Raw genomic sequence first — 13,330 nt, forward strand, 5'->3', positions numbered from 1 at the left:
GGATGTTTTCACGTCCTGTTACACGCAAAAAGCCCGGCATTGCCGGGCTTTCGTTACGCCAGAGGTCGCTGGGCCACCGGGGCCGCCGGGATCGGGTTGGGATCAGTGGCGCACCACGACCTCGCCGCGCAGCGTGAAGGTGCGTGCCTCGGTGATCTTCACATCGATCATCTGGCCGATCAGGCGGTCGTTGCCCGGGAAGTTGACCACGCGGTTGCACTCGGTGCGGCCCATGAGTTCGCTGCCATCGCGCTTGGACAGTCCTTCCACCAGCAGGCGCTGCACCGTGCCCACGCGCTCGTCGCTGATGTCCTTGATGTTGTTGTTGATCACGGCCTGCAGCTCCTGCAGGCGGCGCAGCTTGACCTCGTGGGGCGTGTCGTCGTGCAGGTTGGCGGCCGGCGTGCCGGGGCGGGGGCTGAAGATGAAGCTGAAGCTGTTGTCGAAGCGCACGTCGTGGATGAGCTTCATCATCTTCTGGAAGTCTTCCTCGGTCTCGCCGGGGAAGCCCACGATGAAGTCGCTGCTCATGGCCATCTCGGGCCGGATGGCACGCAGCTTGCGGATGGTGCTCTTGTATTCCATGGCCGTGTAGCCGCGCTTCATGGCCATGAGTATCTTGTCGCTGCCGTGCTGCACGGGCAGGTGCAGGTGGCTGACCAGCTTGGGCAGCCGAGCGTAGGCCTCGATCAGGCGCGGCGTGAATTCGTTGGGATGGCTGGTGGTGTAGCGGATGCGCTCGATGCCGGGGATCTCGGACACGTATTCCAGCAGCAGGGCAAAGTCGGCGATCTCGGCCGTGTCACCCATCTTGCCCAGGTAGGCGTTCACGTTCTGGCCCAGCAGCGTGACCTCCTTCACGCCCTGGTCGGCCAGGCCCGCGACCTCGACCAGCACGTCCTCGAACGGGCGGCTGACTTCCTCGCCGCGCGTATAGGGCACGACGCAGTAGCTGCAGTATTTGGAGCAGCCTTCCATGATGGAGACAAAGGCCGAGGAGCCTTCCACGCGCGCCGGTGGCAGGTGGTCGAATTTCTCGATCTCGGGAAAGCTGATATCGACCTGGGGCTTGTGCCTGGCGGCGCGTGCATTGAGCAGCTCGGGCAGGCGGTGCAGGGTCTGCGGGCCGAAGACCACGTCCACATAGGGCGCGCGCTTGATGATTTCCTCGCCCTCCTGGCTGGCCACGCAGCCGCCCACGCCGATGAGCACGCCGCGTTCCTTCAGGTGCTTGTAGCGGCCCAGGTCGCTGAACACCTTCTCCTGTGCCTTCTCGCGCACCGAGCAGGTGTTGAACAGGATCAGGTCGGCCTGCTCCGGGTCGTCGGTGGACTCGTAGCCCTGGGCTGCGCCCAGCACATCGGCCATCTTGTCCGAGTCGTACTCGTTCATCTGGCAGCCGAAGGTTTTGATAAAGACTTTCTTGGACATGGTGGGGTTCCGTCAGGCAGCCGCCGCACTGCGAGCGGCGGTCTGCAAAAAAATGAAGATGGCCGGGCCAGGGCGGGCGCTGTGCTCCCTGGCCCGAGCCGCTGCGCCCCGCAAGCTGCGGGCCGCATCCATCGTGTGCGTGCGGTGTGCGCCGGCCTCAGTTGAAGAAGCGGTGCAGCATCGACTTGGGCTTGTAGTGCTTGTCGGCCTCGGCCTTGGTCAGGATCCAGGCCTGGTGCAGCCACTGCGTCTGCGGCTCGATCACATAGCCCACCACGAGCTTGCTGCCCTGGTAGTTGACGGCCTGCACCAGCGTGCGCTCGGGGCTGAACAGGCGAAAGCCCGGGCTGGTGCGAATGGTCTTGCCGTCGATTTCGACCACGGGAAACTGCGCGGTCACAACCAGCTCGCCGAACTGGGCCTGCGGCGGGAAGTTGCGTGTCTCGTTGGAGGGCAGGCCCTGCGCGGCCGCGCCCAGGCTGGCGCAGGCCAGGCCGGCGAGCAGGGCGCCGGCGCACAGGCGGCGGACGGCAGAGAAATGGGGCTTGCAGCGGTTCATGGTGTACATCCAGGGGCTGAACCCGCGATTCTACGAACTTGCCGCTGCGCGGGCGCGGCACTCGGGCATTAGGTCAGGCGCGGCCCGGCGCATACAGCACGGCCTTGGGCGGCCGGCACAGGCCCCAGAAGCGCAGGCCGGTCAGCTCGGCCATCTGCACGCCCATGGCCGTGGGGGCGGAGATGGTGGCCAGGGCGGCGATGCCGACCCTGGCGCATTTGCGCACCAGCTCATGGCTGCCCCGGCTGGAGAGCACGACAAAACCGGCCTCGCCCAGGCGGCCGGTGCGCGAGAGGCGGCCGACCAGCTTGTCCAGCGCGTTGTGGCGGCCCACGTCCTCGAGCACATCCGTCAGTTGCCCGTCCAGCCCTGCCCAGCCTGCGGCATGCACGGCGCCGGCTTCGGCGTTGAGCAACTGCAGCGGCGGCAGTGCCGCGATGGCTGCGCAGACGGTGTCGGCATCGACACGGGCGATCCAGTCGTGCGCGGGCAGCGGGTCGAAGGACAGGTCCAGCGCCGCGAAGCTGTCCACGCCGCAGACGCCGCAGCCCGTGCGCCCGCTCATGCTGCGGCGCCGGTCCTTGAGGCGGGCGAAGCAGCGCGAGGCCACGTCCAGCTGCACCTCGATGCCGTCCATGCCGGACAGAAGGCCTGCCGCTTCGGCGGCCACTGCCCGCACCTCGATGCCGTAGCAGTCGGCGCCGCTGTCCAGGATGCCCTCGGTGAGCGCAAAACCCAGCGCAAAGTCTTCCAGGTCCGAGGGCGTACCCATCATCACGGCATGCGAGATGCCATTGAACACCAGGGCGATGGGGACTTCGCTGGCCAGCACCTGGGGTTCGGGCTGGAGGCTGACGGCGCCGCCATCGGCGATCCGGTGGCGCACCACCGCATGCGTGCGCAGTGCGGCAATGGCGGGCGCGATGGCGCAGGCAGCATCTGCCGGGCCCGAGTCCGGGGCGGGTGCGGGAGCGTGTTCGGTGGTGGCGTTCATGGCGTGGGCCGCGCAGGCGGCCTGCGCATGATATCGGTGCCGCCGCGCAGCTTCAGTCCAGCAATGCCATGCCCTTGATCTGGGCGAAGACATGCATGCCCGGCGCAATGCCCAGCTGCCGGGCGGAATGCAGGGTGATGCGCGCCAGCAGGCGGGACGTGCCCAGCTGCAGCGAGACCATGACCTGGCCCGGGCCGTCCTCGCGCAGATCCTGCACGGTGGCCGCCAGGATGTTGAGGATGCTGCTGTCTTGCGGGTGCTGCAGGCTCAGGCTCACATCGCGCGCTTGCACGCGCAGCTGCACGCTCTCGCCGATGGGGCGCGGGCGGGCCATGACAAGGCGAAGGCGCCCGCCGTCGAAGGACAGCGTGCTCAGGTGGGCATCCGGATCGTGCTGCCGGATCTGCGCACTGAGCATGGACGCTGCCGTGTCGCCCATGCTCAGCGGCAGGTCCAGCCGTGCCAGCAGTTCGCTGGTGGCGCCGGCCGCGACGATGCCGCCTGCCTTGAGCAGCACCAGGTGCTGGGCCAGGCGCGCTACCTCGTCGATGGAGTGGCTGACATAGACCACGGGAATGTCGAGTTCACGGCGCAGCTGGTCCAGGTAGGGCAGGACCTCGGCCTTGCGCTGGGCGTCCAGCGCGGCCAGCGGTTCGTCCATGAGCAGCACGCGGGGGCTGGTGGCCAGGGCGCGCGCAATGGCCACGCGCTGGCGCTCGCCGCCCGACAGGGTGGAGGGCATGCGGTCCATCAAATGGCCTATGCCCAGCAGGGACACGGCCTGCTCCTGGGACACCTTGCGCCGCTCGGCGGGCGTGCGCCGCATGCCGTAGTCGATGTTGCGCTGCACGCTCAGGTGCGGGAACAGGCTGGCTTCCTGGAACACATAGCCCAGGGCGCGGCGGTGCGTGGGCAGCCACTGGCTGGCCGCATCGTCCTGCCAGACCTCGCCATTGACGACGACACGGCCCCGTGCGCGCTCCAGCCCTGCCAGCGCGCGCAAGCAGGTGGTCTTGCCGCAGCCCGAGGGGCCGAACAGGGCGGTGACGCCGCGCCCGGGCAGCTGCAGCTGCACATCGAGGCGGAAGTCGGCACGTTCCAGCGCCAGCGCAGCAAGGATTTGCGAAGGGCTCGCGGCGGGCGGGGCGCCGGCCGAAGCAACGGGAGAGAAGTCAGTCATCATGCGCGGCGCTCCTCGCGCGGCTGCAACAGGTGCAGGGCCAGCAGCACCAGGAAGGAGAACACCACCATGCCGCCGGCCAGCCAGTGGGCGTGGGCGTACTCCATGGCCTCCACGTGGTCGTAGATCTGCACCGAGACCACGCGCGTCACGCCGGGGATATTGCCGCCCAGCATCAGCACCACACCGAACTCGCCCACGGTGTGCGCGAAGGTCAGCACGGCTGCGGTGATGAAGCCCGGGCGCGCCAACGGCAGCGCCACGGTGAAGAAGCGGTCCAGCGGCCCCGCGCCCAGGCTGGCCGCGGCCTCCATGGGGCGCGTGCCCAGCGACTCGAAGGCGCGCTGCAGCGGCTGCACCGTGAACGGCAGGGAATACACCAGGGACCCGATGACCAGGCCCGGAAAAGTGAAGGGCAGGGTGCTCAGCCCCAGCGCCTGCGTCAGCTGCCCCACGGGGCCGTTGGGACCCATGGTCACCAGCAGGTAGAAGCCGATCACCGTGGGCGGAAGCACCAGGGGCAGCGCCACCACGGCGCCAATCGGGCCGCGCCAGCGCGAGCGCGTATGCGCCAGCCACCAGGCCAGCGGCGTGCACAGCGCCAGCAGCAGCACCGTGGTCACGCTGGCAAGTTTCAGCGTCAGCCGTATGGCGGCGTAGTCGTCGGCGGTAAGAATCATGCGGGAAGAATTCAGTGGTTCGCAGCGCTGTTGGATCTCACTCAACGCACGAAACCGGCGCGGCCCGGCTCAGCGACGCTGAGCACGGGTCCGTGCCGGCCGACCCCTCCCCAGGAGAGAGGGAAGGCGCGCAAGCGCGCCTCAACAGGTGTCAGAAGCTATAGCCGTAGGAGCGGATGATGGCACGGGCCTTGTCGGCGCGCAGGTACTTCATCAGCTCGGTGGCGGCTTCGTTGTCCTTGCCGCTATTGAGCACGATGGCGTCCTGGCGGATGGGCTCGTGCATGGAGCCGGGCACCTGCCAGGCCGAGCCTTCGCGCAGCTTGCCGTTTTCCATCACCTGCGACAGGGCCACGAAGCCCAGCTGGGCATTGCCCGTGGCCGCGAACTGGTAGGTCTGGGCGATGTTCTCGCCCATGACGATGCGCGGCTGCACCTGGGCCGTGATGCCCAGCTTGTCCAGCACTTCCATGGCTGCCGTGCCGTAGGGCGCCAGCTTGGGATTGGCCACGGCGATGTGCTTGTAGTCGCCGGTCTTGAGGACCTCGCCCTTGTCGTCCACATAGCCGGGCTTGGGGCTCCACAGCACGAGCTGGCCGATGGCGTAGGTGAAGCGCGAGTCGGGCAGGCCACGGCCTTCCTTGGCGATCTTTCCGGGCGTGGTGTCGTCGGCGGCCAGCAGGATCTGGAAGGGCGCGCCGTTGACGATCTGCGCATAGAACTTGCCCGTGGCGCCGAAGGACAGCAGGGCCTTGTGGCCGGTGTCCTTCTCGAACTCGGCGGCGATCTTCTGCATGGGCGCCGTGAAGTTGGCGGCAACGGCCACCGACACTTCGGCAGCCTGCGCAGCGACACCGCCCAACAGGGCAAGGGCGGCAAAGGCGGTGGCACGCAGGGGCTGGTTCACGTTCATGGGTCTCTCGCTATTCCGTTGGTGAATAGCGCAGTGTAGCGACCTGAAAATGCGCATGCAGGGTGCAGGCGTTTTGCTTCGTGGGAAATAACGCTTGGCGGGCATGATGTCGCGCATGACTGCCGACGCTCCTGCTTCACCCTCCGATCTGGCGCCCGCGCTGGGCCATGACCTGGCTGACCGCCGCCTCGCCATCCTGCGCCATATCGCAGCAGGGCATTCGATTTCACAGGCGGCGCGCGAGGCCGGCGTCAGCTACAAGGCGGCATGGCAGGCGCTGGATGTGCTGACCAATCTCGCGGGCTGTGCCCTGGTGGAGCGCTCGGTCGGCGGCGCCGGCGGCGGCGGCGCGCGCATCACCGCAGCCGGGCAGTCCCTGCTGGCCATGGCCGATGCGCTGGAGCAGGCCCGTGCACAGGTGCTGCAGCGCTTTGGCGGGCCGGCCGGCGTTTCCTCGGCGGCTCCCGGACTGGGGCTGAGCCTGCGCACCAGCATGCGCAATCTGTGGCCTTGCCGGGTCGGGGCCCTGCAGGCGCAGGGTGCCCAGGTCCGCGTCTGGATGCTGCCCGATGGCGGTGGCGATGCACCAGGCATTGCCGCTCGCATCACCGCCGAAAGCGCCCAGTTGCTGGGCCTGGCCCCTGGCCTGCCCGTGATGGCGCTGTGCAAGGCCACTGCCGTCCAGGTGCTGCCAGTGGCGCCGCTGGCCGGTGCGCAGGGCCTGGCCAATGCCTGGCCTGCCAAGGTGCAACGCCTGGCCCGTGCCGAGGGGGACGGACCGCGCGAAGTGGTGGCCAGGCTGCCCTGGGGCGGCAGCGGCGTGGGGTATGCGGCGCAGCAGGCGCAAGGCGAGCCCTGGACGCTGCGCACAGGACGCAAGGTCTGGCTGTCGGTGCCGGAGTCCGCCGTGGTGCTGGCCGTGGCCGACTGACACGACTGACCTGACAGGGTCGATTGAGCTGATTGGGCCGATTGGGCGTCGAGAAGGCCGCAGCGCGTTGCGCGTGCGCTGCAGTGGCTGCAGATTCGGACGGGTCTTATGGCGCATCCCGGGCGGGATACGAAAAATTGTGCCGCAGCGCAACCTGCGCGCTCCGGTGGCGCAGGCTTTCCCGGCGACCGATCCATCGAAACCTCCCTGGCCCCCATGAGCATCCTGAAATTGCGCAGGCAAGAGAAAGTGGCGTTCTACACCGCCTTGCTGTGTTCGTCCGTCGCGGCGTTCATCTTCTTCGCGTCCCAGGACGTGGCGGACAGTCTGGAGCAGCGGCTGGGTGCGCTGGCCATCTGCATCGTCATCGGCGCCGTGGTGACCCTGTTCAATCACTGGTGGTTCAGAGTCTGGGGCTGGCACCTGGTGCCGGTCACCCTGCTCCTGTTCTATGGCGGCACGCTGGTCGCAGGCTGGCTGTTTGGCGGTCGATGATCGCGATGGCGCCGAAGGGGAACCTGCCGCAATGCTTTGCGTCGAAGAGCCTTTGCGACTGCCTCCCAGGCCTCACACGGCCTTGCCCCTGCCATGAAGACCACCCTGTCCGCCGCCCTGATCTGCCTGTTCCTGTCTGCCCCGGCCCTGGCCCGTCCGCTGGACCCGGCGCCGCTGGATGCCTCGCAGTTCAACCTGGGACTGGTCGGCCTTGCCGGCGAGATTTCGCCAGCGGAGCAGCATCTGGAGGCCATGCTCAGGCGGCCCGAGGCCAATGCCGTCCTGCTGTCGGTGATCGACGATCCGCGCCGATCTCCCGTGGCCAAGCTCTATGCGCTGTGCGGGCTCAAGCGCATGGGCAGCGGCGGCTACGAGGCAGCGCTGGTCAAGCTGCGCGGCTTTGAGGGCCAGGTCTCCGTGATGCTGGGAGACCAGATGTTCCAGGAAGACATCCGCGAGGCGGCAGACCGCATCGAAAACCTGGAGTGCAGCGAAGGCGGCTGAGCCTGGGCACGCCGGTTGCCGGACAAAAAAAGAGCTGCCATCGGCAGCTCTTTGCATGGCAGGGCCGTTGCCCGCACCGCTCAGGACAGCTCGCGCCCCTTGAGTTCGGGGATCAGGAAGGCCGTGGCCAGCATGTCCAGCACATAGATGGCCGCCAGCAGGGCGATCGCCACCTGGAACGAATAGCTCATGGCCAGCGCACCGATCACCACCGGGCCCAGTCCGCCCACGGCGCGGCCGATGTTGAACAGCACGTTCTGCGCGGTGGCGCGCGCCTCGGTGGGATAGGCCTCGCTCATCACGGCGCCGTAGCCGCCCATCATTCCGTTGACGAACAGGCCCATGAGGGCCCCCGCCCAGAGCATGGCCGTAGGGTCGGACAGCTGTGAATAGAGCACGACCATGATGACCGAGCCCAGCTGGAAGATCAGGAAGCTGGGCTTGCGGCCGATGCGGTCGGCCAGCTGGCCGAAGACCCAGATGCCGACCATCATTCCCACCACGGTCACGGCAGTCCATATCGAGGACTTGGTCAGGCTGAAGCCCAGTTGCTTGGACAGGAAGCTGGGCATCCAGATCATGATGCCGTAGTAGCCGAAGTTCTGGACCGAGGTCAGCACGATCACACCCAGGCTGACCTTGGCCGTGGCGCGGTCCTTCACCAGCAGCTTCAGGCTTTGCAGCACCGGCACGCGGGCCGAGGGCGTGGCGGACTGCTGGCGCTTCACGAAGACCTCGGGCTCGTGCAGCTTGTTGCGAATCACCCAGGCCACCACGGCCGGTATCACGCCCACCAGGAACATGCCGCGCCAGCCTATGAGGGGCAGCAGCAGCGGCGTCAGCAGCGCCGCACCCAGCACACCCATTTGCCAGCCCAGGGCCACGTAGGACGAGACGCGCGCGCGGTGGCGGGCAGGCCAGGCCTCGGCGGCCAGTGCCATGCCGATGCCGAACTCGCCGCCCAGGCCGATGCCCGCAATCGTGCGGTAGGCCAGCAGGTCCCAGTAGCCCTGCGCGAAGGCGCACAGGCCCGTGAAGACTGCGAACAGCATGATGGTCCAGGTCAGCACGCGGATGCGCCCGTAGCGGTCGCTGAGCAGGCCGAAGAAGATGCCGCCGAACACGGCACCGATCAGCGTCCAGGTCACCAGCGAGCCGGCCTGGCCCGGCGTGAGGTGCAGGTCGGCCGAGATGGCCGACAGCATGAAGCCCAGGATCAGCAGGTCGAAGCCGTCCATGGCATAGCCGACGGCCGAGCCGGCCAGGGCCTTCCAGCTGTAGCCATTGACCTGGGTGGCATGGGCGCCGGCATGCGTGTCTGTGCTGGCGCCGGCAGCATGGGCTGCGAGCGCTCCGGAGGAAGTGGTGGTCACGTGAAGATCCTTGAAAGCCAGGACGGCGCGCGCTCTCGCTGGGGTGAGGCACCACGCAAAACGCCTGCGCCGCCGGCTGAGCCGGCGTGCGGACACGCTGCGCGTGTGCTGCATCCTGGGAAGGCGATGGGCACGGGAGTCCTGGTGGGAAAACAAGCTGGGCGGCCGGCATGCCGGAGCATGGCAGGGGCTGCGCGCAAAGACAGAGCGCAAGGTGCAGCGCCAAAAGACCGCTTCTGCAAAAAGCGAAAGCCCTGAATCGGCTGGGCGATCAGGGCTTGGAGGCTGCGGGCAGGCCCGGTGAAAAGGGCGCTCCCATGCGGGCGGGCGCAATGGTAAGGGAAGTGGCCGGACAAGGCAAGTAGGGCAGGCTTGCCAGACAGCTTCTACGGCATGGACGGCTGGTACTGCCCGGCGGGCGCGGGACGGATTCGGGTGTTGCGCGGATGCAGCAGCCCCTGTGCTGCCGATGGCCCAGACAATTGAAGAAACGATAATGAGAACAAATCGCATTCGCTTTCTCTTCATGCCCTTCGACCCATCGGAGGGCATGGCGAGGAAGTTTTTTTATTGCCGTATTGCTGTTCTCCCGGAGCATTTCATGCCACTGCATCGCCTTCAACCCGGCCATCGCCCTGCGCCTCTTGCGCTGGCCATCTCCCTTGCCATCGGCGCCCTGTCCGCTCAGGCTCAGGCATTGCCGGACACGCAGAACCCGGCCACGCTGCCCACGGTCAACGTGATCTCCAACCAGTTGGGCGAGGTGACCGAAGGCTCGGGCTCCTATACGCCGGGCACCATTGCCACAGCCACGCGCATGGTGCTGACGCCGCGCGAGACGCCGCAGTCCATCAGCGTGGTCACACGCCAGAAGATGGATGACTTCAACCTCACCTCCATCGACCAGGTGATGGAGCACACGCCCGGCATCAGCATCGTCACCTATGACAGCGAGCGCACCGAGTACTACGCCCGCGGCTTCGCCATCCAGAACTTCCAGTACGACGGCATTCCGATGATGCGCGACTCCGCGTACTCGGCCGGCAACACCCTCAGCGACATGGCGATCTATGACCGCGTCGAGGTGCTCAAGGGCGCAACCGGCCTGCTCACGGGCAGCGGCACTCCGGGCGCGACCATCAACCTGATCCGCAAGAAGCCCACGCGCGATTTCCGCGGGCATGCGTCCATCTCTGCGGGCAGCTGGAGCAACTACCGCACCGAGGTGGATGTGGGCGGCGCACTCAATGCAAGCGGCAGCGTGCGCGCGCGTGGCGTGGCCGCCTACCAGGACAAGGACTCGTTCATGGACCGCTATTCGCGCAAGACCGCGACGCTGTACGGCATTGTGGAAATGGACCTGACGCCACGCACTTTGCTGACGCTGGGCGGCGATGCGCAGAACAACCGTCCGGTCAACTCCACCTGGGGCGGCATTCCGCTGCTCAATGCCGATGGCCAATTCAATGACATGCCGCGCTCGCACAACAACGGCACGCGCTGGAGCCGCTGGGACCAGTACACGCGCACGGCCTTTGCCACGCTGGAGCACAGCTTCGGCAACGGCTGGGTGGCCAAGGCGCAGTTCAACCACCAGATCAACGGCTACAACGCCAACCTGGGCGCGGCGGCTGCGGGCTTCCCCAACCCGGCCGATGGCTCCGGCGTGTCGCTGTGGCGCGGCCAGTACATAGGCCGCACCACCAGCAATGCGCTCGATGCCTACGCCAGCGGGCCCTTCTCGCTGGGCGGGCGCGAGCACGAACTGGTGCTGGGCGCCAGCGTAGCGAGGCGCCACTGGAAGAACGATGGCTACTGGCAGCTGCCCGCCGACTATGTGTCCACGGTCAATGACTACTACCACTGGAATGGCGATTCGCGCCTGCCGGTGTGGGGCGCCTCACCCGACTACGTGAACAGCGAAGTGACCAAGGAGCAGGGCTTGTACACGGCGGCGCGCTGGAACCTGGCGGCCGACCTCAAGCTGATCACGGGCGGGCGCTGGTCCAACTATCGCAACCAGGTGCAGGGTCAGCGCGAGACCGGCGTTTTCGTGCCCTATGTGGGCGCGATCTACGACCTCAATGGCAACTATTCGGTCTACGCCAGCTACACCAGCATCTTCAGCCCGCAGTCCAAGCAAAACGAGAGCGGCAAGGCGCTGGACCCGCTGCGCGGCAACAACGCCGAGGTCGGCGTCAAGGCGGCCTTCATGGACGGCCGCCTCAATGCATCGGCGGCGCTGTTCCAGCTTCAGCAAGACAACTTCGGTATCGAGACCGGCGGCCTGACGCCCGGCGGCGCCACGGCCTACCGGGCCGTCGATGGCGTCAGGACGCGCGGCTTCGAGGCGGAGATATCCGGCCAGATCACGCCCGCCTGGCAACTGCAGGCCGGTTTCTCGCATGCCATTTCGCGCGACCAAGGCAAGCGCGTGGCCACGCTCACGCCCTCCAACCAGTTCAGCCTGCACACCAGCTACAGGCTGGACGGCCCGCTTTCCGGCCTGACGGTGGGCGGCGGCGCACGCTGGCAGCACAAGACCTGGGGCGACATCTCCACGCCATCGGGCGGCACGGCCGTTCACACCGTCAAGGGCTACTGGCTGCTGGACATGATGGCGCGCTACGAGTTCAGCAAACAGCTGTCGGCCACCGTCAACGTGCGCAACCTGCTGGACAAGAAGTACTACACCATCTTCAGCTACTACAGCACCTACACCTGGGGCGAGCCGCGCTCGGTGAATGTCAGCCTGAACTACAAGTTCTGAGGCCCGGCCCGCGCTGCGCCAGCGCGGGGTCTTTGGCCCTGGCGCCAAGGGCGCCGTGCTAGGCTGGCGCCCGCTGCGGCCCGTGCGCCGCAAGCGCTCCCATTGCCGTCCGTTCACTGCCCGTTGGCCGCCCGGGTCCGTCTATGACCTTGCGGTGCAGTGCGGCGATATCTCGCAGGTTTTGCCAATAAAAACAATTCTCATTACAGTTTGGCATTCCGAGTTCTCCAACCTCCGATCCTTTCTGCCATGCATCCCATCCTGATTGCTGCCGCCCTCGCTTTGGGCGCGGCCGCCCCGATGAGCCAGGCCGCAGCCGCCGGCACCGTTCAACAGCCCGTGAAGAAGAACCTCTCCGTTGCAGAGGTGGTCAAGCATTACGGCACCCTGGTGCACGCCAATTACTCGGATTCCATCAGCTCGGCCAAGACCATGCAGAAAGCCATCGGGGCCTTTCTCGCATCACCCAGCGAGCAGGGCCTGAACAATGCGCGCAAGGCCTGGCTGGATGCACGCGAGTACTACGGCCAGACCGAGGCCTTCCGCTTCTACGCGGGCCCCATCGACAACGATGACGGACCCGAAGGCCAGATCAACGCCTGGCCCATGGACGAGTCCTATGTGGACTATGTGGAAGGCAACCCCAATGCCGGCATCATCAACAACCGCAAGGAAGCCATCACCAAGAAGCGCCTGGCCGAACTCAACGAGCATGACGGCGAGGAGAACGTTTCCACCGGCTGGCACGCCATCGAGTTCATGCTCTGGGGCCAGGACCTGAATGACAAGGGACCGGGCGCGCGTCCCTACACCGACTTCGTCGATGGCAAGAAATCCAATGCCGACCGCCGCCGCGAGTACCTGAAGGTGGTGACCGAGTTGCTGATCGAGGATCTGCAGTCGGTGGCCGACCAGTGGAAGCCCGGCTCGGCCAAGAATTTCCGCGCCCAGTTCGAGAAAAAGCCCGACGACGCGCTGCGCCGCATCTTCGTGGGCCTGGGTTCGCTGTCGCGCGGCGAGCTGGCCGGCGAGCGCCTGGAAGTGGCCCTGGCCAGCCGCGACCAGGAAGACGAGCACTCCTGCTTCTCGGACAACACGCACCGCGATGCCGTGACCAATGCCCAGGGCATCCTCAACGTCTGGCAGGGCAGCTACAAGCGCCTGGACGGCAGCGAGCTGCAAGGCCCGGGCATCAGGGACTGGGTGGCCTCCAAGGACAGCGCGCTGGCCGACAGGACCACGCGCCAGATCACGCAGTCGGTGCAGGCGGCCCAGGCCATTCCCGCGCCGTTCGACCAGGCCATCCAGGGCGCGCGCGACTCGGCCTCGCGCGCCAAGATCCAGGCCACCATCGACAGCCTGGTCCAGCAGAGCAAGGACCTGGTGGAGGCGGCCAATGCCGTCGGCATCACCCAGCTCAACCTGGTGGACCCCAAGGCCAACTAAAAGAACATTCACCCCAAGCGTCCAACCCCTCTCACGCCCATGCGCCAAGGCCGC

General features: G+C 66.9%; 12 protein-coding genes. 5 read left to right on the forward strand and 7 right to left on the reverse strand.

Annotation, left to right across the window (positions count from 1 at the left end):
- Positions 1–102 precede the first annotated feature (102 nt).
- The 6 genes from miaB to modA all read right to left on the reverse strand — a co-directional run bounded on the left by miaB (position 103) and on the right by modA (position 5,757).
- Positions 103–1,431 (reverse strand): tRNA (N6-isopentenyl adenosine(37)-C2)-methylthiotransferase MiaB, encoded by a 1,329-nt coding sequence (miaB, locus tag ACN20X_RS07435; protein ID WP_203399951.1) that lies wholly within the window; start codon positions 1,429–1,431, stop codon positions 103–105.
- Between the two features lie 157 nt (positions 1,432–1,588).
- Positions 1,589–1,990, reverse strand: a complete 402-nt coding sequence (locus ACN20X_RS07440) for a hypothetical protein (RefSeq protein ID WP_310042457.1) — start codon at positions 1,988–1,990, stop codon at positions 1,589–1,591.
- A 73-nt stretch (positions 1,991–2,063) separates the two neighbouring features.
- Positions 2,064–2,984 (reverse strand): formate dehydrogenase accessory sulfurtransferase FdhD, encoded by a 921-nt coding sequence (gene fdhD / locus ACN20X_RS07445; RefSeq protein ID WP_473210409.1) that lies wholly within the window; start codon positions 2,982–2,984, stop codon positions 2,064–2,066.
- A gap of 52 nt (positions 2,985–3,036) precedes the next feature.
- On the reverse strand, positions 3,037–4,167 hold the full coding sequence (gene modC, locus ACN20X_RS07450; RefSeq protein ID WP_473210410.1) for a molybdenum ABC transporter ATP-binding protein: 1,131 nt from the start codon (positions 4,165–4,167) through the stop codon (positions 3,037–3,039).
- Complete coding sequence (modB, locus tag ACN20X_RS07455; protein WP_473210411.1) at positions 4,164–4,844, reverse strand: molybdate ABC transporter permease subunit; 681 nt, start codon at positions 4,842–4,844, stop codon at positions 4,164–4,166. The genes modC and modB overlap by 4 nt, the downstream gene beginning before the upstream one ends.
- A 151-nt stretch (positions 4,845–4,995) precedes the next feature.
- Complete coding sequence (gene modA, locus ACN20X_RS07460; protein ID WP_160852005.1) at positions 4,996–5,757, reverse strand: molybdate ABC transporter substrate-binding protein; 762 nt, start codon at positions 5,755–5,757, stop codon at positions 4,996–4,998.
- A gap of 103 nt (positions 5,758–5,860) precedes the next feature.
- On the opposite strand from modA, the gene ACN20X_RS07465 reads away from it, so the two are divergent.
- The 3 genes from ACN20X_RS07465 to ACN20X_RS07475 all read left to right on the forward strand — a co-directional run bounded on the left by ACN20X_RS07465 (position 5,861) and on the right by ACN20X_RS07475 (position 7,687).
- Positions 5,861–6,688 carry a TOBE domain-containing protein gene (locus tag ACN20X_RS07465; RefSeq protein ID WP_473210412.1) on the forward strand — a complete coding sequence of 276 codons (828 nt, stop codon included), beginning with the start codon at positions 5,861–5,863 and terminating at the stop codon, positions 6,686–6,688.
- A gap of 216 nt (positions 6,689–6,904) precedes the next feature.
- On the forward strand, positions 6,905–7,183 hold the full coding sequence (locus tag ACN20X_RS07470; RefSeq protein WP_016447980.1) for a hypothetical protein: 279 nt from the start codon (positions 6,905–6,907) through the stop codon (positions 7,181–7,183).
- 93 nt (positions 7,184–7,276) lie between these two features.
- On the forward strand, positions 7,277–7,687 hold the full coding sequence (locus ACN20X_RS07475; RefSeq protein ID WP_343740597.1) for a hypothetical protein: 411 nt from the start codon (positions 7,277–7,279) through the stop codon (positions 7,685–7,687).
- A gap of 80 nt (positions 7,688–7,767) precedes the next feature.
- Here ACN20X_RS07475 and ACN20X_RS07480 read toward each other — a convergent pair whose 3' ends face one another.
- The gene (locus ACN20X_RS07480) at positions 7,768–8,925 is read right to left on the reverse strand and encodes an MFS transporter (protein ID WP_259649132.1); all 1,158 of its coding nucleotides are present in this window, start codon (positions 8,923–8,925) and stop codon (positions 7,768–7,770) included.
- Between the two features lie 736 nt (positions 8,926–9,661).
- Here ACN20X_RS07480 and ACN20X_RS07485 point away from each other — a divergent pair.
- Complete coding sequence (locus tag ACN20X_RS07485; RefSeq protein ID WP_473210413.1) at positions 9,662–11,830, forward strand: TonB-dependent siderophore receptor; 2,169 nt, start codon at positions 9,662–9,664, stop codon at positions 11,828–11,830.
- Positions 11,831–12,079: 249 nt separating this feature from the next.
- Positions 12,080–13,276: an imelysin family protein gene (locus tag ACN20X_RS07490; protein ID WP_016453160.1), complete on the forward strand. Its 1,197-nt coding sequence runs from the start codon at positions 12,080–12,082 to the stop codon at positions 13,274–13,276.
- Positions 13,277–13,330 lie beyond the last annotated feature (54 nt).

Source organism: Delftia sp. PX-1, assembly GCF_055797465.1.